Source organism: Candidatus Alistipes pullistercoris (genome assembly GCF_027665465.1).
Classification (GTDB): domain Bacteria; phylum Bacteroidota; class Bacteroidia; order Bacteroidales; family Rikenellaceae; genus Alistipes_A; species Alistipes_A hominis.
The window spans coordinates 42,454-62,757 of record NZ_JAQDED010000005.1 but is presented as its reverse complement, the minus strand read 5'-3'; the positions used below and the strand labels follow the sequence as shown (position 1 = coordinate 62,757).

The window sequence follows — 20,304 nt, the reverse complement described above, 5'->3', positions numbered from 1 at the left end:
AAAATACGCCGAAAAAACCGCTTTGCGACAAAAAAAGACACTCCGCCGCGAATTATTTGAAATATTTACGCTGGAACAGCAACAAGTAGATGACGCCGACGGTGATGTAACTGTCGGCGAAGTTGAAGATCGGGCTGAAAAACAGGAACGGCTCCCCTCCCACCCCGGGAATCCACGACGGGAAAACGCCCTCCACGATCGGGAAAAACAGCATATCCACGACTTTGCCGTGCAGAAATCCGGCATAACCGCCGCCTTCGGGCAGGAAAGTGGCGACGCTCGTAAAGGTCGATTCGGAAAACAACAGCCCGTAGAACGCGCTGTCGAGCACGTTGCCGAGCGCTCCGGCAAAGATTAGCGAGAAACCCGCCAGAACGCCGGCCGGCGCCTTTTTCCGGTATAAATAAAAAATATAATACCCCAAAGCACCGATCGCCAGCAGACGGAAAACACTGAGTATCAACTTCCCGTAATTACCCCCCAACTCGAATCCGAACGCGGCTCCCGGATTTTCGATAAACCGGATGAAAAACCAATTCGGAAAAACCGTCACACTCTGATCCAACATGAAATGCGTCTTGATCCAAATCTTAACGATCTGGTCGAATACCAGCAAAGCGACGATCAACAGGATAATCTTCTTTTTACTCATCGTGAAGGGGCTCATTTAAGATTTGCAAAGATTGTCTATTTTTTTGGAAAAGACAAACCCGCAAACAAAAAGCAGACAGCCCGTTTCCGCAAACCGCCCGCTTTCGTCCCGACCTCCCCGTTATTTCAGCATATCGCTCAATTCTGCACCGGCTCTGAATTTGACCACATTCCGCGGGGCGATCCGGATAGCCGCCCCCGTTCGGGGATTGCGTCCCGTACGTTCCGGCTTTTTAGCCACCGAGAACGATCCGAAACCGACCAGTACGATCTTGTCGCCCGACCGCAACGTTTCGCCGGTCACTTCAATGAACGCGTCGAGCGCTTTTTTGGCATCGACTTTCGTAATTTTTGCATTTCGCGCAATGGCGTCAACGAGTTGAGATTTATTCATGACTCTTAAGTTTAGGTAAACACGCTGAATTTCAGCACGTTTACAAATATAGTCATTTATCTCGTAAAAACGAAAAACTTAAAATGGAAAATTCGCCAACCGTCCGAAACGCAAAACAAACGTCCCGCCGCCGGAAAACAAACGGGAGAAAGCGCACTACAAGTTGGAAAAGTAAAATTTCCGTTATATTTTTGTCCCCGGAGAGATGGCAGAGTGGTCGATCGCGGCGGTCTTGAAAACCGTTGAGCTGCGAGGCTCCGGGGGTTCGAATCCCTCTCTCTCCGCAAATAATGCTTATTATCAGCGAGTTACACGACCAACACCCAGGTAATGTATCAGATTAGGGCATAGGATTGCAACTAGCTGAAAATCATTATCATGACTTAAAGAAAAACATAAAAAGAAGACGACTTTCGGGTCGTCTTTTGTATTTTTGCGCCCGCAAATCGGCTGAAAACCGGCCGAGGGTTCCGGATAGGAACCTTCATGTATCAGATTAGGGCACGAAAAAAATGACTTGCAAATTTTGCGGAGGAACTTGTATCAAAAAGGCTATCAAGAGAATGGGAAACAACGCTATAAATGCAAACACTGCCACAGGAAACAACAGGCGGATTATTCTTACCAAGCCTATATCCCGGAATTAAACCGGACGATCTCGGAATATACCAAAGAGGGCGTCAGGATCAGAGGCATCGCAAGGTTACTGGAAATATCAACGACTACTCTCATTAGAAGAATCATCTCCATCTCCAAAAATATAACAGCTCCGCATGTAACAGCCAATATAGAATATGAAGTCGATGAAATCAAAACCTTTGTCGGCCGTAAAAAAGATCATATCTGGGTAGCCTATGCTCTGAACTGCGCTGACAAATCCGTCGTCTGTTTCTCTGTTGTACCTCGTACCAATGAAACGCTGAGTAAGGTTACCGATAAACTGACCAATGCCAGATTGATCTATACGGATAAACTCCGGCAATATAAAACACTCATCTCACCGGAAATCCACAGGACTGCTCACCGCGGCACCAACCACATCGAACGTCATAACCTGACCATCCGTACACATATCAAGCGTCTGACCCGCCGCACGATCTGCTTCAGCCGGAAAGCGATAATGCTTTATGCGGTGTTAAAGATTTATTTCTGAGGATAAGATTATCTACGACATGCAAAAACAATCAAGTTTTATTGAGTTAGGCGCAAATTGCAATATAGGAAAACAACGGATATTCCATCTGTATTAATGCGGAATAGTGGCAAACCCAGCCAATAAATTGATTGTAAATATTTAATATACAAATAATTGCATCCAGAAATGACGTAGCAATTTTGACAATTGAAATATTCTTACCTGCCAAAATCTTAATTGAAAAACGTCAGTACAATGACTGTTTTTGTGTCAAATTTGTCAATACAATTAGAAATAATCCCAGTAATTAGAGCAGAAATATTACGGAGCCTAAAGACTATACAAGTCTAATATTCATGCCTTATTAACCTGTTTATTAGATTAATAATACCTAATTTTAAAACAACTCTTTGGGACTTATCTTCAAAAGCTCGTCGTAAGGAATTCCTCCTGTTCCAACAAGCAACACTTTGTCCGGTTGAAATTTCTCAGCAAATACACCCATCCCCTCATTGTCTGCATGAGCTCCGCTTTTCACCTCCAAACCAACAACCTTACCTCCTTTTTCAAGAACAAAATCTACTTCGAAATTACCTTCATGCCAGTAATACAGATTATATCTATCAGATATGGAGTGATTCATTAAATGTGCTCCCACAGAAGACTCAACCAGTCGTCCCCATAATTTCGGATTGACTACTGTGTCCTCAAAAGTTTCATCGCTTTGTGAAGTCAGCAGTGCATTATTGTAGACCTGAAACTTAGGACTCGACGATCGCTATCGAATCACATTTCCTGCATATTTCTCCAAACCACCCAAGAGGCCGCAGTCAGACAGCAATTTAAGATAATTTGCCAACGTCGTCGTGTTACCGGCATCTTGTAGCTGGCCAATATTTTAGTGAAAGAAAGAATCTGGCCAGAATATAAACAACCGAGTTCAAACAATCTCTTTAACAATGCCGGTTTATCCACGCGAGTCAACATCAGGATATCTTTTGAAATGCTTGTTTCGATCAAAGCATCCTTCATATAGTTTTTCCAACGTTCTTCGTCGGTAATAAGCGAGGCAGCACCCGGATATCCCCCGAAATAAACATATTGCTCAATCGACCATTCGAACGCAGCTTTCATTTCAGCAAAAGACCAATGGCCGAGATAAAATGTTTCGAAACGTCCTGCCAATGACTCTGTGAGTCCTTTCTGAATCAATAATCGGGAAGATCCCAGTAAAATTACTTTAATATTGATATTTTCTCGCGTATCCTTATCCCATTGCTGCTTGACGATCTCACTCCAATTTTCAATCTTCCACGAGCAGATATTCCGACACATTTGCAGCCTTCATTCTAAGCCTAGCTGTCTCCCAAACCTGAGTCAACCATGCCGAGTTAGTCGCCGACACGGCATCCGCAGATTCATATACATTAAGGTAACGAAAGTTTCTGCAGCAATTGATTTACCATCGTGGTTTTCCCCACCTGACGAGGCCCGAGGATTACCTGTATGAACTTTCGTGGCTCTTCGATCCTTGCTTGAATCTCCTTTATATAAGGGCGTTCGTACATAATAAATAAATTACTCAACGACTTGTGTAAATTTACTCAATACTTTTGCGATTACAAAATATAGGGCAATGTTTAAATCTATATGATCGTAAAAATGGAAACAAATATTGCGGAGGCACATGCGTAAAAGACGGAACGCAGAGTAACGGCAGGCAACGCTACCAATGCAAGTCGTGTCATCGAAAACAACAGACACTATATAGTTACGACGCCTACCAGAAAAGAGGGAGCGGCATACGAAGTACAGCACGAATACTGAATATCTCTCCCACAACACTACTTAGCAGAATTGTACAGATTGTTCATACAATCTCGCGTCCGACAGTCATTACTCAAAGCACCTATAAAGTAGATGAAATAAAGAGCTTTATACGAAGAAAGTCCGAACACATCTGGATAGCATATGTCTTGGATAGAAAATCCAAACAGGTCGTCAGTTACAATATCGGCCCACGGACAAACGCCACCCTTAACGTTGTCCTCAAAACACTCCATCTATCCGATACAAAACGGGGTCATACCGATAGATTAAAAAACTATCGCTCTCTAATTGTGACAAAAATCCATCGGACGTCATTGTACGGAACTAATCATATCGAACAACATAACTTAACGATTCGGACACATCTGAAGCGCCTGGCTCGAAAAACCATCTATTTCAGCAGGAATGCTGTTATTCTATCTGCAATCTTGAAGATTTATTTCTGGAGATAGTATAATCATCTAACAGTGGCGAATGTGATTATTGAATATCGAATAAAAAATAACCCAGCAAAACAAAATAATCCGATACTGCTCTTTCTTATACTTTAAAAATCGTAAAAACCCGAATTAATCGCTATAAGTTGTAACAACTTAGGTGTAATATACACACTTTTAAAACTGTTATGAATCGGGAAAAACAGATAGAAGAAAGTTTTATTCGGAAACTGACGGAGCAACTAAAATATGTCTATCGTGATGACATTCACGATAGAGCCTCTCTTGAAGCAAATTTCAGGCAGAAATTCGAGACGCTGAACAAAGTAAAATTATCCGATTCCGAATTTGATCGGTTGCTGGAGGAGGTTATCAATCCCGATGTTTTCGTATCGTCGAAAAGGTTACGCGAGCGAAATACATTTACCCGTGAGGACGGAACGCCATTGCAATACACACTGGTCAATATAAAAGATTGGTGTAAGAACGACTATGAAGTAATCAATCAATTACGGATGAATACCGATAACAGCTACCATCGTTACGATGTTATTCTGCTTATCAACGGTATTCCGGTTGTTCAGATCGAACTGAAAACCTATGATGTCAGTCCGCGGCGAGCCATGCAGCAAATCGTGCTGAAATCGGAATACAAGAACGTAACCATTCCCATCAACATCATATTATACATAGAGTCCGTGGACAACTACGTCAAGGTGCATCTTGCCGACGACTCATCGGTGTTCTCCAAGATTCCCCTGCGTGGCATGGAGGAACAGCTTCCTCCGGGAGAGTTCGTCCGCATCCACCGCTCCTTCGTGGTGGCACGCAACCGCATCGCCCGTTTCACGCACTCGGAAGTGACGCTGTCGAAGACGGGCAAGATCTTGCCCGTGGGGAAGAAGTATGCGGAGGAAGTGATGGCGATGCTGGGCGGGAATGGGTAACGAAGCAAGCAGAGCATTACGTAACGTCTCTCCCAATCTCTTCCTATATTGTGCGGGGGAAATGCCCGCCTGCGACTTAAAGAACTTGCCGAAAACGTCAACATTCCGTTTTTCGGATTTTTATTGTTACTATTACAGACATGGAAGCGTTATTTGAAAAAAGCAATATTGAGAAACCCGATGAAGTCTGCAAGTTGGTAAATCGTAACCCAATAATAGAGATTTTCACTGTAAATCACTATCTATCAATGGCTAATTTGTTTTAGTACGTTTTTCAAATAGAACAGGACTTTGAAAGTGCTTCTTGCCATAACTCTAAAGACTTTTTGCAATGATACATGACTTAGAGTTATTCGAGGTTATGAAAAACGATGCAAGAAACGGAAACCCAATACATTAAAAACAAGGTCCGGAAAGAGATTGCGGTAACGATTTGGCAACGCAACTCCTTCCGAATTTTGTCTTTTCACGCGGTTTTAACGCTTGACTATTTTTTGTTAAATATCGTTAAACAGCAGTAATAGTGTTGTTTACACTATTTCATACTCACCCTGTTTTTTAAGGAGACCCGGTTTGGTTATCCCGATAAAATGCCGTAATATTGTATGATAAAACTGCAAAAAGCATATGAACAACAACCGATACTGCATCATCATGGCCGGAGGCGTCGGCAGCCGTTTCTGGCCGATCAGCCGCCGTTCGACACCGAAACAATTCCTCGACATCCTCGGAACCGGAAAAAGCTTCATCCGGCACACCTACGAACGGTTCGCCCGAATCATTCCGCCGGAAAATTTCCTGGTCGTGACCAACAACAGTTATAAAGAGCAGGTATTGCGGCACATTCCGGAAATCGGAGAGCGCCAGGTGCTCGGCGAACCGGTGGGACGCAACACGGCCCCGTGCATCGCCTATGCCGCCTGGAGGCTGAAAACGGTCAATCCGGATGCGACGATGATCGTGACGCCGGCAGACCACCTGATCCTCAACGAGGACGAATTCCGCCGGGCGATCGTCGAAGCGGCCGAATTCGCCGAGAACAGGCGGGCAATGATGACCATCGGCATCCGGCCGAACCGCCCGGACACCGGATACGGTTACATCCAGGTCGACAACCGCTCCGAAACGGACGGCTCGCCGATCTTCAAAGTCAAAACGTTTACCGAAAAGCCGAACCTCGAACTGGCGAGAACATTCGTCGAAAGCGGCGAATTTTTCTGGAATTCGGGCATTTTCATCTGGAAGACCGAAACGATCCTCGAAAATTTCAGCGCCTTTCTGCCCGACCTGCAACAGACGTTCGGGTCAATCGGGGCCTACTACAATACCCCGCAGGAACAGCAGCACATCGAACGCATCTACCCCGAATGCCGCAACGTTTCGATCGACTTCGGCGTGATGGAAAAGGCGCACGACGTTTACGTCCGCTGCAGCGACTTCGGATGGTCGGACATCGGAACGTGGGGATCGCTGTACCAGCATTCGCCCAAAGACGAGAAAGGGAACGTGGAAAGCCGCTTCTGTATGCTGTACGACACGGAAGGATGCATCGTCAAAACGGACACGGATAAGTTGACCGTCATCGAAGGGCTGAAGGATTACATCGTGGTCGACCACAAGGACGTCCTGATGATCTGTCCCAAAGCGAACGAACAGAACATCAAAAAATTCATCGACGACACGAAATTCAAGATCGGGGACGAATTCATTTAAAAACGACCGAAACCGGCCGGTCTTTTACGGAACGGCGGCCGGAAAACGCCGAATCTCAACCGGAAACGACTTCATGGAACTTTACGACTTATATTGCAAATTCCCGCGCATCTTGACCGATAGCAGGCAGGTCGTCGCGGGAGGAATTTTCTTTGCGCTGCACGGGGAAACGTTCGACGGCAACCGCTATGCGGCGGCGGCGGTCGGAGCGGGAGCGGCGGCGGCGGTCATAGACGACCCGGCGGTAACGGACGGAATGTCCGCGGCGGAAAAGGCGAACTATTTCGTCGTACCCGATACGCTGAAAGCATTGCAGGAACTGGCCGCACGCCACCGCCGGCAACTGGGGATTCCGATCCTCGCGATTACGGGCAGCAACGGAAAAACGACGACCAAAGAACTGATCAGCCGGACGCTGAAACGGAAATACCGCGTAGCGGTCACGCAGGGAAATTTCAACAACCACATCGGAGTGCCGCTGACGCTGCTGGCGATGGACCGTTCGGCGGAATTCGGCGTCGTGGAGATGGGTGCGAGTCATTGCGGAGAGATCGCGCTGCTGTGCTCGATCGCACAACCCGATTTCGGACTGATCACCAACATCGGCAAAGCGCACCTGGAAGGTTTCGGCGGCATCGAAGGGGTTATGCGCGGCAAAGGGGAACTGCTCGACTACCTACAGACGCACGGAGGAACGGCGTTCTATTCCAGCGAAAGCGAATACCTCGCGCAGATGATCGGGAAACGAAAAGGATTGCAGGCGGTTCCCTACTCTACGGCGGGGATGACGGCAGCCGAAAAGGGAAACTACCTGACGGTACGGAAAGGTGCGACGGAAATCCGGACGCATCTGGTCGGGGATTACAACATCGGCAACGTGGCGGCGGCCATCGCGGTGGGCGGCCATTTCGGAGTCCCGGAACAGCAGATCGTAGCGGCTATCGAAAGCTACGAACCGGACAACAACCGGTCGCAACGGAAAGCGGGAGCGCGCAACACGCTGATTATGGACGCTTACAACGCCAATCCGTCGAGTATGCGGGCGGCGCTCGCCAATTTTGCGAAAGAACCCTCGGAACAACCCAAAGCGGTCGTGCTCGGAGACATGGGCGAGCTGGGAAAATACGCGGAAGCCGAACACGCCGGGATCGTGGAACTGTTGCAGCAACTCGGCATCGGCGAAGTCTACCTCGTGGGAAAGCTCTTTTCGGAAGCGGGACGCGGAATATACCCGGCTTTCGCGGATGCGGCGGCGCTGAACGAATACCTGCAGGAACATCCGATACACGGCCGCCTGATCCTCGTAAAAGGATCGCGCACGATGAAGCTGGAAAGCGTGGCCGAACGCCTTTAGCGAACAAGGAAAGCGCGCGGGTCGTTGAAAAATACGCAGAAGACGGGACGGTCAAACGCGCGGCCGGCGCAAATCCATATAAAACGCCTGCGCCGCCCGGATAATCCGGGCGGCGCAGGCGTTTTCGGCGGGAACGACTATACCGGAAGCGTCTCTCTTCGCCCCTACTCCGCCTCCCAATCGAAACCGTCTTTGCGGTCTTTGACCTTGATGCCGATCGCGGCCAGGCCGTCGCGGATCTTATCCGACGTGGCCCAGTCTTTGGCGTTCTTGGCCTCCATCCGGATATTCAGGATCATGTCGACCACCGAAGAGAGCATCTGCGAATTATCGCCGGCCAGATCGTCGCGCAACCCCAGGATATCGAACACGAACAAATCAACGACCCGTCGCAGTTCGGCCAGATCGGCGGCGGAAATCGTCTGCTTGCCGTCGTAAATCTGATTGATCGTCCGAACGCAGTCGAACAGTTCGGAAATCACCATCGGCGAATTCAGGTCGTCGTCCATCGCCGCCGTACAACGGGCTTCAACGTCCGAAATATCGACGGAAGACGCTTCCGACGGCTTGATCTTTTTCAAAGTCGAGACGGCTTTCATCAGGCGTTCGTATCCCTTTTCGGCTGCTTGCAACGCCTCGTTCGAAAAATCCAGCGTGCTGCGGTATTGCGCCTGCAGGATAAAGAAACGGATCGTCATCGGGGAGTAAGCCTGTTCGAGCAGCGGATGGGCGCCCGTAGTCAACTGCTCAAGCGTGATGAAGTTGCCGAGCGACTTGCCCATCTTCTGTCCGTTGATCGTAATCATGTTATTGTGCATCCAGTAACGGGCCGAATCGTGACCGCAGGCGGCCGTGCTCTGCGCGATCTCGCATTCGTGATGCGGAAACATCAGATCCATACCGCCGCCATGGATATCGAACTGTTCGCCCAGGTAGCGGGTGCTCATCGCCGAACACTCCATGTGCCAGCCGGGAAAACCGTCGCTCCACGGCGAAGGCCAGCGCATGATGTGTTCCGGAGCCGCCTTTTTCCACAGCGCGAAATCGAACGGATTGCGCTTATCGCCCTGCCCGTCCAGGTCGCGCGTATTGGCCATCATGTCTTCCAGTACGCGGCCGGAGAGCTTCCCGTAACGGAACTTCCTGTTATAAGCTTCGACGTCGAAATAAACGGAGCCGTTGCTGACATAGGCGTAACCGCGATCCAGAATCGTCCGCACCATCGCGATCTGCTCGATGATATGGCCCGAAGCGCGCGGTTCGATGCTCGGCGGCAGGACGTTCAACTGACGCATCGCATCGTGATAACGGTCGGTATAGTACTGAGCCACCTCCATCGGTTCGAGCTGTTCGAGCCGGGCTTTCTTGCTGATCTTGTCCTCGCCTTCGTCGGCGTCGTTCTCAAGATGTCCCACGTCGGTGACATTGCGCACGTAACGCACCTTGTAACCGGTCGCCCGCAAGTAGCGGAACAACAGGTCGAACGTAATGGCCGGACGGGCGTGTCCCAGGTGCGGATCGCCGTAAACGGTCGGGCCGCAGACATAAAGTCCCACGAACGGAGCTTTCAGCGGCACGAAGGCCTCTTTTTTGCGTGTCAGGGTATTATGGATAGACAAATTCGATTTCATGGCTGCGTTTTTTAACAACGCAAAATTAAAAACTTTCTCCGATAGTTCAGACTAAATTGCGGTTTCTTCCGTTATTTTTCTAATTTTGCAAGGATTATACGTTTTCCCGAAAAACGGCATTGAAAAAATAACCGACAGAAATCTGATGAACAATTCCTTTAAAAAAATCAATGTGATCGGAGGCTGGTTCTGCTTCGTCTTCGCGTCGATGGTCTACCTGCTGACCATGGAGCCGACGGCCAGTTTCTGGGATTGCAGCGAATTCATCGCAACCTCGTACAAACTCGAAGTGGGACACCCTCCCGGAGCGCCGCTGTTCATGATGATATCGCGCTTCTTCACGATGTTCGCCGGGCCGCAGCATGCAGCCCTGATGGTTAATGCGATGTCGGCGCTGGCCAGCGGAGCCACGATCATGTTCCTTTTCTGGAGCATCACGCACCTAGCCCGCCGGGCGATGCGTAAAAGAGAAAACGAACTGTCGATGCCGCAGACGATCGCCGTGATCGGCGCCGGACTGGTCGGCAGCATTGCCTATACGTTCACCGACACGTTCTGGTTTTCGGCCGTCGAGGGCGAAGTGTACGCGCTATCGTCGTTCTTTACGGCGATCGTATTCTGGGCGATCCTGAAATGGGAAAACGTCGCCGACGAACCGCATGCGAACCGCTGGCTGATCCTGATCGCCTACCTTACCGGGCTGGCCATCGGCGTACACCTGCTGAACCTACTGATCATTCCGCCGATCGTACTGATCTACTATTTCCGCAAATACAGCGTGACCAAATGGGGAGTCGTCAAGGCGCTGCTGGTTTCCGCCGCGATCCTCGTGGCGGCCATGTTCATCATCATTCCCGGAACGATCCAACTGGGCGCACTGTTCGACAGGCTGTTCGTCAACACGTTCGGTCTGCCGTTTAACAGCGGAATCACGGTCTACGCTTTCGCGCTGTTCGCCGCGCTGGCATGGGGCGTTTATCTTACGCATAAAAAAGGAAAGGTGCTGGCCAACACGATTCTGTTGTGCGTGACCGTAGTGATCCTCGGATACAGTTCGTACGCTTCGGTCGTGATCCGGTCGGCGGCGAACCCGCCGATGAACAGCAACGCGCCGAACAACCCCTACGGGCTGCTGTCGCTGCTGAACCGCGACCAGTACGGCGCAAGACCGCTGGTCAAAGGTCCCTACTATTCGTCGCCTCCGATAGCTTACAAAGAAAAAACGGCCTATTACAAGGGAGACAGCGGGAAATACGAATCGGCGCAGACGTTGGGCGGATACGAATACGATCCGCAGTTCGAATTCTTCTTTCCGCGCATGTACTCGGAAAAACCGTCCGACATCAAGGCTTACCAGAACTGGGTGCAGATCAAAGGACGTCAAATCCCGTTCGGCGATGAAACGATTACCGTGCCTACGTTCGCAGAGAACCTGAAATTCTTTTTCGCCTATCAGATGAACTTCATGTACTGGCGGTACTTCCTGTGGAATTTCGTAGGACGCCAGAGCGACATCCAGTCGACCGGCGAAATTACGGACGGCAACTGGCTCTCCGGGATCAACGCCGTCGACGAACTGTTCCTCGGCCCGCAGGACCACCTGCCGAGCGAGAAAGCGGCAAACAAAGGACGAAATACCTACTATTTTCTACCGTTCATCCTCGGTATCATCGGGCTGATCTACCAATTGAACCGAGACGGCAGAAACTTTACGGTCGTCATGGCCTTCTTCATCATGACGGGCGTGGCGATCGCCGTCTACCTGAATTCGCCGCCGGCCGAGCCGAGGGAACGGGACTACGTTTTCGCGGGATCGTTCTACGCGTTCTGCATGTGGATCGGATTCGGCGTACCGGCCCTGTACGAAGCGTTCAAACGCTGGTTCAAGAGAGATCACGTCTACACGGCCGTAGCGGCAACGCTGATCGGCGCAATCGTACCGGCCCTGCTGGGCGCTAAAAACTGGGACGACCACGACCGCGCCGGGCGTTTCGTAGCCCGCGACTTCGGGATGAATTACCTGAAATCGGCCCTGCCCAACGCGATCATCATGAACTACGGAGACAACGACACCTTCCCGCTGTGGTACGCACAGGAAGTCGAAGGGGTGCGCACCGACGTCCGCGTGATGAACATGAGCTACCTGGGCGCCGACTGGTACATAGACCAGATGAAATTGAAGAGCAACGACTCCGATCCCGTGCCGTTCACCCTGCCGCGCGACAAATACACCTACCGGAACGATTACCTGCCGATCAAAGAACGATTCAAATCGGCCACCGCGAAACAGGTGATCGACGAATGGATCAGGCTCGACGATCCGGTCACCAAAGTGACCACGCCGTTCGGAACGGAAGGGGACTACATTCCGACGCGGAAAATCGCGATCCCGGTCAACAAAGAGAACGCGATCGCCAGCGGCATCGTTAAACCGGAAGACGCGCACCTGATGGTCGACACGATCTACCTGACCCTGAAAGGCAGCATCGTCACGCGCGACCAGCTGATGCTGATCGATCTGCTGGCGCACTTCGACTGGAAACGGCCGATCTATTTCACGCAAGCCATTTCGCCCGGAGAACTCGGACTGAGAGATTACCTGCAGGTCGACGGATTCGTGTACCGGCTGGTGCCGATCGCAACCAAAGGGGACTATCTCAACATCGGACGGGTCGATGCGGATTACTTGTACGACAAGCTGATGAACGAATTCTCCTACGGAAACATCGACGATCCGAAGGTCTATGCCGATTATACGGTACATAACAATTTCTACTCGACGCAGGCGCGGACGCTGTACGCCCGGCTGGCGAAGGCCCTGCTGGAAAAGGGCGACACGACGCGGGCGATCGAAGTGCTGGATACCGGCATCCGGAAGATCCCGTTCAGCCAGATCCGGCACAACTACCTGTCGACCGTTCCGATCATCGAGGCCTATTATATGGCCGGAGCTTTCGACAAGGGAAACGAGGTGCTGGAAGAATATGCGAAAAACCTGGAGGAAAACATTACCTATTACCTGCGCTTTACAGGGAAATACAAAGACCTGACTCTACGGGACGTGAAGGAAAACGCAGAATACCTCTACGACCTTTATCAGATCGCGGGCATGTTCGGACAGACCGGGCAAGCCCGGCAGATCGAACAGTACCTCATCGACAAAGGAATCGTGGAAGATAAAAAGCAGGAAACGCCAACCGTTACGCCCATCGACACGGACAACGGGACGCTACTCCAATAAACCTACCGACCGCCGAGGGAGATGCTGAAAACCTGCTCACAGCACGAACTGGTCGAGGCCGGTTGCGACGAAGCCGGGCGGGGGCCGCTGGCAGGACCGGTGGCCGCCGCCGCGGTTATCCTGCCGCCGGAATGGAACCATCCGCTGCTGAACGACTCGAAACAGATGAGCGAGAAAAACCGCTACTTGTTACGGGACGTTATCGAACGGGAAGCCGTAGCCTGGGCCGTAGAGATGGTTTTTCCGGAAGAAATCGACCGGATCAACATCCTGAACGCTTCGTTCGCGGCGATGTCCCGCGCCGTCGAACGACTGTCGGTGAAACCGCAGTTGCTGCTGATCGACGGAAACAGGTTCCGGACAACGCTGGATATTCCGTACCGTTGCATCGTCAAAGGCGACGCGACGTATGCGTCCATCGCTGCGGCCTCGGTACTGGCCAAAACCTACCGCGACGACTACATGATGCGGATCGCCGAGGAATATCCGGTATACAACTGGCAGAAAAACAAAGGATATCCGACCCGGGAACACAGGGAAGCGGTCATGCGATACGGTCTGTCGCCATACCACCGCATGTCGTTCAACCACGAATTCGAACAGTTGCGACTGTTCGAGCGACCGGCCGAAAACCAAAAATGAACAACGATAAAATGTGAAACGACTATCGAAAGATTCAAAAATTGATCTTTTTGCCGATTTTTTTATTTCAATAATTAATTTCTTCACACAGAATAAAAGCAACTGATTAAACGCATCTTACATATCAAATAAAAAACCGGAGCCTCTCTAAAATTCCTGTTTTTTTGAAAAAAACGCCGTCTCTCTCTTGACAAAGGGGGAGGCGGCGTTCTATATTTGTACAGCGACGGCCCGGACCGGGCACTTTTCCGAACGGAAACGGCAAACGCGCCGGTCGGAGGAACGGAGAACGAAACGCCGCTCGCTTATTCCATATTCTATCGAATTATTTATTAACATTTCGGGGAGTTATCGATTGCAATTCGGGACATTTCGTTTCAGGTTATGAACACTCTTCACCGGTTCTGTCCCGCACAGTCTGTCGATAACCCGAATCAAAACCATCAGAAACCCATGTCGCAAGCAGTCCGAACAACCGGATCGGAAGCCGGAATCAGCCAACCGATCGAATCGCAACCTATTAAAAACAAAACCGATACAGATTCATATCGACTGATGACCGAAGCAATCGACTCTATCCGGCAGGCGGAAGAAGCCGTCGAACGGCTGGCCCGTTTCCGGCTGCAACAGAAAATGTCGAACAACCGTGCAAAAAGCGTTGTCCGGGAGTTGAAAGAGCTGGAAAAAGTGCTGTCGTTGTATATCAGCTAACCGTCTATTAACAGATTATACACACTAAAAACGGAGTTATCGACACATGACCACCGTAACGATCGACAATCGGAGCTATCCGTGCCCTTCCGCATGGAACGAAATCGGCTGGGAACAGTTTTTTACGCTGGCGGAATATGCTGGGCAGACGGTCGGCACTTCTGCAACGGAACGGAAAGCGGAGCGGGTACTGGAGCGCATTTGCGGAGTGGATCCGGGAACCGTTCGGAAGATCGACGGCCGGCAGCGAAAACAGTTCGCCGACTGCCTGGGCGAACGTTTTTTCGGGTTTCCGCCGCCATTTCCGGAGAATCCGGACGGAAACGACAGTACGGACGGTTTCGATTGGAACGGAATACGGATGCTGTTTCCCGCTCCGGCAGTCGATCCCGACGGCAGCGTCGTACCGCTAGCGCATACGACGGCCGTCGAACTGTGCGAAGCGACCGACCTGTACCTGTGCGACAAATGGCGGTACGCCCCGCTCGTCGTCGCGATACTCTGCCGTCCCGAAGGTGAACCCTACCGGGAACAGACATGCCGGCATCGGGCCTGGAGCATGAAAAAACTGCCGATGGACATCGTTCTGCGCCTTTACGACATGCTCCGGCAAGCACACCGCTACCTGAAACGCAATTACCCGCTCTGCTACGAAACTCCCCGGACGAACGGGGAAAAGACCGGACGCGAAGGACCGACCTGGAACGAGCTGCTGCTGTGGGCGGGACATTTCCGGATCGACGAGATCGAGCCGGTACGCCGAATGAATTGCCACGATTTTATGGATCTCGTGCAGAGCCGCATTAAAATGAACGGATAAACGGCTCTTTTCCGGACGATTTCGATGAAAAAACATCCTGTAAAACAAACTCAAAATGCCCAGAAATCAACTTTCGGCCCTGATCCGAAAAACCGCCGAGAAACTCGGCTATCACTTTTACGAAGGCTTCGAGTACCGCATGAACGAATGCGCGCTGAAATTTCCGGCCGTATGGCTGTCGCCGCCGAAAACGAGCCGTGTCGAAGGAAGGCGGGAACGGAAGATTACCTACCGCGTCGTACTGCAGCTGATGCAATGCAACCGCAAATTCGACGAATCCGCAAAAAATAGGGTATGGGACGGGCTGGAACGGGATGCCCTACGGCTCACCGACCGGCTGACCCCGCAGCAAAACGTCTTTTGCACGGAAAACATCTCGATGGCTCCGGCCGAATTCACGCTGACCCGACAGGGAGAACTATCGCTGCGGGTGGAATTCGACGTCCGCACGGACGATTGTCAAACCTCAACCGACGAATCCCTATGAAAATCACCAAAATCCCCGCGCCGTACTCCCCGGCTTACCGGGACGCGCTGTTCCGGATTTCGGCAACGGCCGACGAAATCGTGGAGCTCGACATTTTCGACCACGCAGGTACCGGAATCATCGGCAGAAAAAGGCTTTACGGGTCGACTGTATACGACGTGAACGTAGCCGGCTACGCACAGGGGCAGTTCGAAGTGGCCCCGCTGCGAACCGTGCAATGCACGTTCGTCGCCCCGCCGAAACGGATCGTGAACCTGACGGTCGGATCGGGCAGCACGCGCAGCACGACCCGGCTGAACGCGGGGATACGAACGATCTATTCCTACGAAAAACTATCGGCGTCGCCGGAAACCCGGACGATCGGGCCGGAAGAGAGCGACGAAATCGCCGTCATCGCGGAAGGCGGAACGCTGAAAGCGGTCGCGGTCGTTGCGGGCACTCCGGCGACGCCGGTCACGCTGGCTACGAAAAACGATGCCGACGGGTTGCACGTATTCGGGTTGAAAATGGCGGACATGCGGGCGAAACTCAGGGCTGCCGGACTGAGAGAACCGACCGAAGGAGAAATCGTAACAGTCCGCATCCTGGACGGCGAGGACGAAGAGATGGCCTGCCAGCGGTACCGGGTAGCGCCGACCGGCGAACAGAACGTCCGAATATGCTGGTGGAACGGATACGGCCAGATCGACTACCATACGATGCGGTGCGTCCTGAGCAACGGATACGACATCCGCAAAGAGCGCGTATACACGGCCGACGGCTACCGCACGACCGGTTGTAGCCGGGAAAACAGGCTATCGCTGGCCTCCGATTTCGTCAACCGCGAAACGATGGAATGGCTGAGCGGAATCGCCGTAGCGCCCGGAGTGTGGATGGAGCAGAACTATGCGTTCGTCCCGCTGGACGTCCTGACCGAAACGGTAACGACCGTGTCCGAAACGCTCTCGCAACTGCAATTGACCGTCCGCAAAAGCGCCCGGGAAATCTACCAACACCAGTAAACCATGATGAAACTGTTTATCGACGGCAAACAGGCCGATACCGACCAGACGACCGCCGTGTCGATTTCGCTCGGAATCGCCTCGATCACCAAAATCGAAACCGGAAGGACGGGATACTCGAAAACGATCCGCGTGCCGATGACCGCACGCAACCGACTGCTGTTCGGCAACCCGGAAGAGATACACGCGGCCGAGCAGTTCAACCAGCAGCCGCATACGGCACGCATCGAAGCGGACGGCTGCATGGTACTCGAAGGCTCCCCGATGATGACCCGGTGCGAAAGTACGCCGGCAGGAGAAGGATGGTACCGAATCAACATCATCGGGGCCGGCAAAGAGTGGGTGCAAAAAGCGGCGGCGGAGATGTTCAATGAAATCGGGATCGCTTTTGAACATACGATCACGGCGGACATGGTCAAACAAAGCTGGACATGGGACGAACCGGTGCGTTTTTTCCCCGTGCAGCGCGACCGGTTCGCCGTAGCATCCGACACCGTTCAGCAGGGCGTTCGGATGCTGACCTTTACGGACTACCATCCGTTCTTGAACGTACGGGCGCTGGTCGATGCGATCGCAGCCGCAGGAGGTTATACGGTCGCGTCGACGTTCATGGACAGCGCATTTTTCCGGGCGCTGTACATCAGCGGGCGCTATCCGGAAAAAGAAGTCGAACCGCTGGCCGAACGGATGGGATTCCTCGCCGGACGGTTCGCCGATGCAACGGCCGTAGCGGACCGGTTCGGCAGGGTTTACGCCGATCCGCTGACCACGATCTCGTCGGTCGGGAACATCGTCGACACGGCCGATCCGGACGACATCTCCGACGGAGTTTCCGTGGCGGGCGTCTACAACCGCAACGGCTGCTTCCGGAAAGACGGGCAGCGGGCGGCTTATTACCCGACGGAGAGCGTAGCCGTAGGATTCGAATACCGGCTCCGTTACCGTTCGGACTACCGGATCGCCAGCCGGACGGCCCTGAAATGCTTCGACCGGGTCTACCTCGACGACAACATCGAACACCGCTACCAGGTGACCAACCGCAACGAAGACCGGCGAGAAACGTATCGCGACGGATGGAGCTACCGGCTGATCGTCTTCGACCACGCCGAAGCGAACACATACCGGTTTACCCACGAACTCGCAACGGACGGAACAACCTCCATCGTGAAAACCTTTTCGTCGCGGAGCACCCTAATCGAACCGCAAACCGGACAGACGATATCCAATCCCCGGTTATGGATCCAGTCGGGCGGCACCTACCTGCCGTTCACCGGGGACTGGGCGCTGTACGACGGCTATGTCGCCGAAACCGGACAAATCGACATCGAACTGACGGTCAGAAGTTCGGCAGCGACGGCATCTCCATCGAACCCCCGCTATTTCCACCGGTTCCATTTCGGCGGAGCGGACGAAGGCATGGAGCTGACACTCGGCCGGGAGACGACGCTCAGGCCCGTTTTCATGCCGCATCCGTGCGAAGGGACGACCATCGGATTTGCCGACGTCGCGGCGCACGAGATCCGGCAGATCGCGCTGATCAATGCATTGAAACAGTTGTTCAATCTCTATTTCTACTCCGACACGCTGACCAGGACGCTCTATGTGGAACCGCGCGAAACATTCTACCGGAACGACGTCGTCGTGGATTGGAGCGAAAAAATCGACCGCAGCCGGCCCGTCGCGATCGAAGAACCCGGCGCAGACCTGGCGCAGCGCTTCACGCTGCGTTACCAGCCAGGAGACGGCAGCGCAGCCCGGTGGGACGAGTCCCACAAAGAGATCCTGGGACGCTGGAGCGCGCCGATCCTGAACCGGTTCGCCAAAGAAGGTGAACAAATTTACAGCAACCCGATCTTCACGCCGACCCTGAACAAAACCGGCGAGTATCCCGATGCGCCGGAAGCTTCGCTCGCCCAGGTCGGCGACCGCGACCGCAGCGGTAACGCGGAAGAGAATGAAAACCTGAATTTCCCACCGAAAATCGTCCGGTACTACGGTATGACCGCGCTGGACGGACATCCGTGGGGATGGCCGTCGTACGACAGCCAGTACCCCAAAATCGCGTTCCACGATCCGCAGGGGGAACAGCCGTTCACACTCTGTTTCGAAGACCGGGACGGAGCGGACGGATTGCACCGATATTACGACAAAACGGTGGAGCTATACAACCGGGGACGGAGAATCACGCTATACCTGTATCTGAAGCCGGAGGACATCGAACCGCTGATCGTTCCGAATACGCTGTGTCACGATTTCAGAGCCCTGTTCCAGCTGACGATCGCCGGGGAAACGCTGCTATGCCGGCTCGAAGAGATCTGCGACTACAATCCCGCCGGAGGACAATCTACGAAATGCATTTTTCTAAAAAACGTATAATCCATGAACACAGAACCCTATCGAATCTTCTGGGACGACGAGCTGTGGCTCGCCCGGCGGCTGCGGGAAGCGTCGGCAGACCCGGCCGGCGAAGACCGACGGCAAACGGCATCCGGAAAAAAAGACAGCGGCATCTCGCGGATAACGGACAGAAAATCTCCGAACGGGGAAAGCCGCGTTCCGCAGCCGTTCGCCGGAACGGAAGTTCCCGGTGAAAAGCGACTCCCGGCAGCGATTTCCCGCCAAACCGATCCCGAAACGGAAACGGCTTTCAACCCCGCAGGTCCCGAAACGAAGCATTCCGGATACGGACAGGCGACGGCGGCTTACGCACCTGCGACCGAACCGTTTCCGGCAATCCAGAAACCGGTCGATCCGACCCGTCGGCAAAACGGGTCGGAATACGGATCGCAAAACGAAACGTCACCGTACCCGCAACGAAGCGGGAACGACGATGAGCGCGGTTCCTCCCGGCTGTCGGAAGAGTCGCGCCGCGCAATCCGCGAAACCGTAAACGAACGGTTGTCGGAATTGAGAGTGTACGTGCTCGAATCGGACATCACCGAAGCGCAGCAGGCCGTTAAAAGCGTCGTGGAACAAGCATCTTTCTGAAAGCCATAAATCCGAAAATATGACACGTTACGAAAAAGAACTGATCCGCATGATCGGCATGCGGTTCGGAGAGCTCGCTCCGCAACAATTGGTCGAGAAACTGACCAGAATCGGCGTGATCGACATCACGCTGTGCAAAGTACTGACGATCCGGGAATTCGTAGCCGCACTGCAAAAGAACGGGATGAAAAAGATCGACGCGATGTGGATGGCGTCCGAACAATTCGCCTGCACCTACGAATACGTGCGCAAATGCATGTACTACTATACCGACGTAAACCTGTAACGAAAAGTCGGTTTTCGTAGAAAAAATTTCCGTGAC

19 protein-coding genes, 1 tRNA gene and 1 pseudogene are annotated in these 20,304 nt (G+C 52.5%); 16 read left to right on the top strand and 5 right to left on the bottom strand.

All coding sequences use genetic code 11. From position 1 onward, the window contains the following. Positions 1 to 52 precede the first annotated feature (52 nt). Together PGR91_RS08470 and PGR91_RS08465 are read right to left on the bottom strand one after the other, a co-directional pair. Entirely contained in the window at positions 53 to 652 is a 600-nt protein-coding gene (locus PGR91_RS08470) for a lipoprotein signal peptidase (protein ID WP_055205129.1), read from the bottom strand. A gap of 120 nt (positions 653 to 772) precedes the next feature. After that, positions 773 to 1,045 carry an HU family DNA-binding protein gene (locus tag PGR91_RS08465; RefSeq protein WP_101572448.1) on the bottom strand — a complete coding sequence of 91 codons (273 nt, stop codon included), beginning with the start codon at positions 1,043 to 1,045 and terminating at the stop codon, positions 773 to 775. A 199-nt stretch (positions 1,046 to 1,244) separates the two neighbouring features. On the opposite strand from PGR91_RS08465, the gene PGR91_RS08460 reads away from it, so the two are divergent. Together PGR91_RS08460 and PGR91_RS08455 are read left to right on the top strand one after the other, a co-directional pair. After that, positions 1,245 to 1,329: transfer RNA gene (locus PGR91_RS08460), tRNA-Ser, on the top strand. A 254-nt stretch (positions 1,330 to 1,583) separates the two neighbouring features. Further along, positions 1,584 to 2,198 carry an IS1 family transposase gene (locus PGR91_RS08455; protein WP_216645970.1) on the top strand — a complete coding sequence of 205 codons (615 nt, stop codon included), beginning with the start codon at positions 1,584 to 1,586 and terminating at the stop codon, positions 2,196 to 2,198. A gap of 379 nt (positions 2,199 to 2,577) precedes the next feature. Here the strand turns inward: PGR91_RS08455 and PGR91_RS13545 are convergent, their stop codons facing one another. Both PGR91_RS13545 and PGR91_RS13540 read right to left on the bottom strand, forming a co-directional pair. Beyond that, on the bottom strand, positions 2,578 to 2,916 hold the full coding sequence (locus tag PGR91_RS13545) for a DUF4143 domain-containing protein (protein ID WP_310648899.1): 339 nt from the start codon (positions 2,914 to 2,916) through the stop codon (positions 2,578 to 2,580). A gap of 50 nt (positions 2,917 to 2,966) precedes the next feature. Beyond that, positions 2,967 to 3,515, bottom strand: coding sequence for an AAA family ATPase (locus PGR91_RS13540; protein ID WP_306345975.1), 549 nt, complete (start codon positions 3,513 to 3,515; stop codon positions 2,967 to 2,969). A 278-nt stretch (positions 3,516 to 3,793) separates the two neighbouring features. Between PGR91_RS13540 and PGR91_RS08445 the strand changes: the two genes are divergently transcribed. From PGR91_RS08445 to PGR91_RS08430, 5 genes and pseudogenes are all read left to right on the top strand, one after another. Beyond that, complete coding sequence (locus PGR91_RS08445) at positions 3,794 to 4,462, top strand: IS1 family transposase (RefSeq protein WP_153498143.1); 669 nt, start codon at positions 3,794 to 3,796, stop codon at positions 4,460 to 4,462. 173 nt (positions 4,463 to 4,635) lie between these two features. Further along, positions 4,636 to 5,106 (top strand): annotated as a pseudogene (locus tag PGR91_RS13535) (type I restriction endonuclease); the annotation flags it as partial. Beyond that, the gene (locus PGR91_RS13530; RefSeq protein ID WP_306345986.1) at positions 5,083 to 5,394 is read left to right on the top strand and encodes a LytR/AlgR family response regulator transcription factor; all 312 of its coding nucleotides are present in this window, start codon (positions 5,083 to 5,085) and stop codon (positions 5,392 to 5,394) included. The pseudogene PGR91_RS13535 and the gene PGR91_RS13530, both read left to right, overlap by 24 nt. 627 nt (positions 5,395 to 6,021) lie before the next feature. Continuing rightward, positions 6,022 to 7,107, top strand: coding sequence for a mannose-1-phosphate guanylyltransferase (locus PGR91_RS08435; protein ID WP_172970778.1), 1,086 nt, complete (start codon positions 6,022 to 6,024; stop codon positions 7,105 to 7,107). A 73-nt stretch (positions 7,108 to 7,180) separates the two neighbouring features. Beyond that, positions 7,181 to 8,461 carry a UDP-N-acetylmuramoyl-tripeptide--D-alanyl-D-alanine ligase gene (locus tag PGR91_RS08430; protein WP_118655783.1) on the top strand — a complete coding sequence of 427 codons (1,281 nt, stop codon included), beginning with the start codon at positions 7,181 to 7,183 and terminating at the stop codon, positions 8,459 to 8,461. A 164-nt stretch (positions 8,462 to 8,625) separates the two neighbouring features. Here PGR91_RS08430 and cysS read toward each other — a convergent pair whose 3' ends face one another. Next, positions 8,626 to 10,092, bottom strand: a complete 1,467-nt coding sequence (gene cysS, locus PGR91_RS08425; protein WP_101573894.1) for a cysteine--tRNA ligase — start codon at positions 10,090 to 10,092, stop codon at positions 8,626 to 8,628. A 145-nt stretch (positions 10,093 to 10,237) separates the two neighbouring features. Between cysS and PGR91_RS08420 the strand changes: the two genes are divergently transcribed. From PGR91_RS08420 to PGR91_RS08380, 9 genes are all read left to right on the top strand, one after another. Then, on the top strand, positions 10,238 to 13,333 hold the full coding sequence (locus tag PGR91_RS08420; protein WP_118655781.1) for a DUF2723 domain-containing protein: 3,096 nt from the start codon (positions 10,238 to 10,240) through the stop codon (positions 13,331 to 13,333). A 21-nt stretch (positions 13,334 to 13,354) separates the two neighbouring features. After that, positions 13,355 to 13,975, top strand: a complete 621-nt coding sequence (locus tag PGR91_RS08415) for a ribonuclease HII (RefSeq protein WP_118458728.1) — start codon at positions 13,355 to 13,357, stop codon at positions 13,973 to 13,975. Between the two features lie 555 nt (positions 13,976 to 14,530). Then, on the top strand, positions 14,531 to 14,686 hold the full coding sequence (locus PGR91_RS08410; protein ID WP_153498141.1) for a hypothetical protein: 156 nt from the start codon (positions 14,531 to 14,533) through the stop codon (positions 14,684 to 14,686). A gap of 46 nt (positions 14,687 to 14,732) precedes the next feature. Then, positions 14,733 to 15,506 (top strand): hypothetical protein, encoded by a 774-nt coding sequence (locus tag PGR91_RS08405; protein ID WP_101573888.1) that lies wholly within the window; start codon positions 14,733 to 14,735, stop codon positions 15,504 to 15,506. A 55-nt stretch (positions 15,507 to 15,561) separates the two neighbouring features. Beyond that, complete coding sequence (locus PGR91_RS08400; RefSeq protein ID WP_055205245.1) at positions 15,562 to 15,993, top strand: hypothetical protein; 432 nt, start codon at positions 15,562 to 15,564, stop codon at positions 15,991 to 15,993. Continuing rightward, entirely contained in the window at positions 15,990 to 16,994 is a 1,005-nt protein-coding gene (locus PGR91_RS08395) for a hypothetical protein (RefSeq protein WP_118655777.1), read from the top strand. Before PGR91_RS08400 ends, PGR91_RS08395 begins: the two co-directional genes overlap by 4 nt. 3 nt (positions 16,995 to 16,997) lie before the next feature. Then, positions 16,998 to 19,370, top strand: coding sequence for a hypothetical protein (locus PGR91_RS08390; protein WP_118655775.1), 2,373 nt, complete (start codon positions 16,998 to 17,000; stop codon positions 19,368 to 19,370). Positions 19,371 to 19,373: 3 nt separating this feature from the next. After that, a complete protein-coding gene (locus PGR91_RS08385) occupies positions 19,374 to 19,982 on the top strand; it encodes a hypothetical protein (protein ID WP_118655773.1) in 609 nt (202 codons plus the stop codon). Positions 19,983 to 20,001: 19 nt separating this feature from the next. Then, a complete protein-coding gene (locus PGR91_RS08380) occupies positions 20,002 to 20,268 on the top strand; it encodes a hypothetical protein (RefSeq protein WP_118655771.1) in 267 nt (88 codons plus the stop codon). The last annotated feature ends 36 nt before the right edge of the window (positions 20,269 to 20,304 follow it).